Source organism: Caballeronia udeis, from assembly GCF_001544555.2.
In the GTDB taxonomy this organism is placed as follows: domain Bacteria; phylum Pseudomonadota; class Gammaproteobacteria; order Burkholderiales; family Burkholderiaceae; genus Caballeronia; species Caballeronia udeis.
Map to the genome: position 1 here is coordinate 1 of NZ_FCOK02000170.1, position 2,697 is coordinate 2,697.

The 2,697-nt window shown below is 61.0% G+C and carries 1 protein-coding gene; it reads left to right on the top strand.

Annotated elements, in window-relative coordinates:
• Window positions 1–2,697, top strand: a 2,697-nt coding sequence (locus AWB69_RS49085) for a beta strand repeat-containing protein (protein ID WP_062093190.1), incomplete at both ends; no start/stop codon positions are given.

Sequence of the window (2,697 nt, forward strand, 5' to 3'; positions counted from 1 at the left end):
TATAACGGCGCTCAGGGTACGGATGCAACGCAACTGACCGCGAAGCTGGCCTATGCAGACGCGTTCACGGCAGCGGTGGGTCAATCGGTATCGGCTCAGATCGCTTACTCCAGCTCGGCATCAGCAGCCAACGCACGCGCAGCAGTGTCTACGGTAGTTGACACGACTTCGGAAGCAACCGCTCAAGCAGCCCTTCCGACCACGCTGGCAAACATCGGCAGCGGCACGGTTGCCCAAACCTTCGCGCTGACCACGAGCCTGGATAGCATTACACCGGCAGGTAACTCGGTTGTCAGCGGTACGATCGGTACCCTGGGCACGATTCTCCCGACGTTCACTTCTGGCGACAAAATCGCTGCAACAGGCATCAACAACACGCTCAGCATTGTTGACCTGGCGGGTGGCACGTCGTTGCCGGCCGGAACGACTGTCAGCGGCGTGCAGACTGTCAATTTGATTTCGTCAGGCTTTGGCGCAGGCGTTACCGGTGACAACTTCACCGGCTACACTGGTTTGACCGCGTTGAACGTGACGGAAGTTGGCGGTACAGCCGGTGTCGGCCTCACCACGGGCATTACCGCTGCTGGCACCACCGCAGTCAGCGTGACTGACGCAGCACAAGTTAGCGGCAACATCAACATCCTCGGCGGTTCGAACGTTGCCGTGACTGCCACCGGCGTCGGGGCTGGCACGATTAACGTCGGCAGCACGACCGCTGCTCCGACCGGCACCATCACAGTGACTACGACAGATGCGGCGTTGGTCGCAGCTTCAGCCGTAGCGGGCGCAATCACGACGACGGGCGGCACGACAGTCAGCGTGACTGAGAACGTTGTTGCTCCGACAGTCACCGGCACCACCGGTACCTCGTTTGTTGCTACCGAAGGCGCCGTTAATGTCAACGGTACCGCAACGACGACGTCGGTGTCCGTGTCGCAAACTGCTGCTGTGGCTGCAGTGTCTGGCATTGCTGCTGGTACCTTCACTCCTGCAACTGCCGCCATTACTTTCGGTCCGGTAGGTACGAATAACACGGTGATTATCGGGGGCGTGACTGTCACTGCGGGCGCTGTTAACCTGGTATCGGGAGCACAACTCGCCGCGCTGTATCTGGCTGAGGCCAACGGTGCAAATCTGGCGGCCGCCATAACTACAATTACTACCAACGGTGGTTCGGTGAGTGGTACCTGGGCGGGGGGGTTCACTGCTAGCGCCGTCGGAGCTACGGTTACGTTTACCGCAACGGCCCCTGGCGCTACGGCCCTTGCTGATACAGGCAACGGCCTCGCTGTGACCAGCAACATTTTTAACCCTGGCACCCTTCCGGCTGCCGGCACCGCTGCTGTTGGCGGTATCGTGGACGGTCTCGTGACTGTCACCGACGTGAGTTTTGGCAGCACGACCAAGGTCGGCACGATTACTAGCGTCTCGCTGAACAACTTCAGCAGCGGTGCGAACATCAATGACACGGGCTTGACGACGCTGACCCTGGCCGGTACGGGTGGGGCTGTTGCTATCAACGAAGCGGGTTCCTTGGCTACACAGGCTGTCACGGCGCTGAATTTGAACGCAAACGCAGTCACGGGCGCCACAGCCGCTGTGAGCGATGCAGGCATCAAGACGTTGAACGTTGTCACGGGTGGCGCTGCCGCTTCGGCACTGACGTTCAATGACACCGCTCTGACGACGTTGAATGTTTCCGGTACTCAGAATTTCAACGTGACCCAGAACGCGACCTCCCTCGCGGCAGTCAACGTCAGCGGCGGCGCTGGTGTAACGACGAATCTGGGTACGACTACGGCATTCACGTCGACCAGCACGGGTACCGACGTCGTGACGATTTCGGCTGCTGCTACCAAGGCTATCGCCGGTAACGGTACGGCTGCCGAGGAAATCGTGTGGAACGGCGCCACGCAAGCGGCCACCACCGGCACGGGCGCAGCTCAAGCAAGCACGCTGGGCACGGTCACAGGTTTCCATGTGCTGGGTCTCGGCGCAGCCGTGGGCACGGGTGCCGCTGAAACCTTCTTCCTGGGCAACAACGCGGCTTTCACCGCTATCGACGTCCAGGGCGCAGCAGCCGGCAACACAGCTGCATTGACGGTTCAGGGTGTGGCAGCAGGCGGTTCGCTGTCGATTGACTCGGCTTACGCTGGTACGGTTTCCTTCTTCACGACAGACACGGCCGGCACGACCGACAGCCTGGCACTGACGCTGGGTTCGGCTACGACCAAGGGTGCTTTCGGCATCGGTGGCCTCACGCTGGGCGATGCTAACCAAGCCCTCGACGGCATTGGCAACGTGACGGCAACCATCAATGACAGCGGTGTTGCCGCAGCGGGTGTGGTTACCATCGGCAGCCTGAGCGATTCGTCATTGACGAACCTGACGGTGAAGGGCACGGGCGGCCTGTTGGTTACCAACGCGTTCACGGACAATGCGGCTTCGCTGACCATCAACGGCACCAGCACGGGCACCGGCGGCATCACCTTCGCGGGTGGTGTTAACGACTCGAACCTGACGAGCCTGACGCTGACCGGTACCGACAACATCAACCTCGGCACGTTGACGGCCAACAGCCATGGTGTGGTCGTGAACGGTTCGGCAGACAACGCGAACATCACGCTGTCGCTTAACAGTCTGGGCGCTGCTACCGGCACGTCGGTGTTCACCGATAGCATCACGCTGGGCAACGGC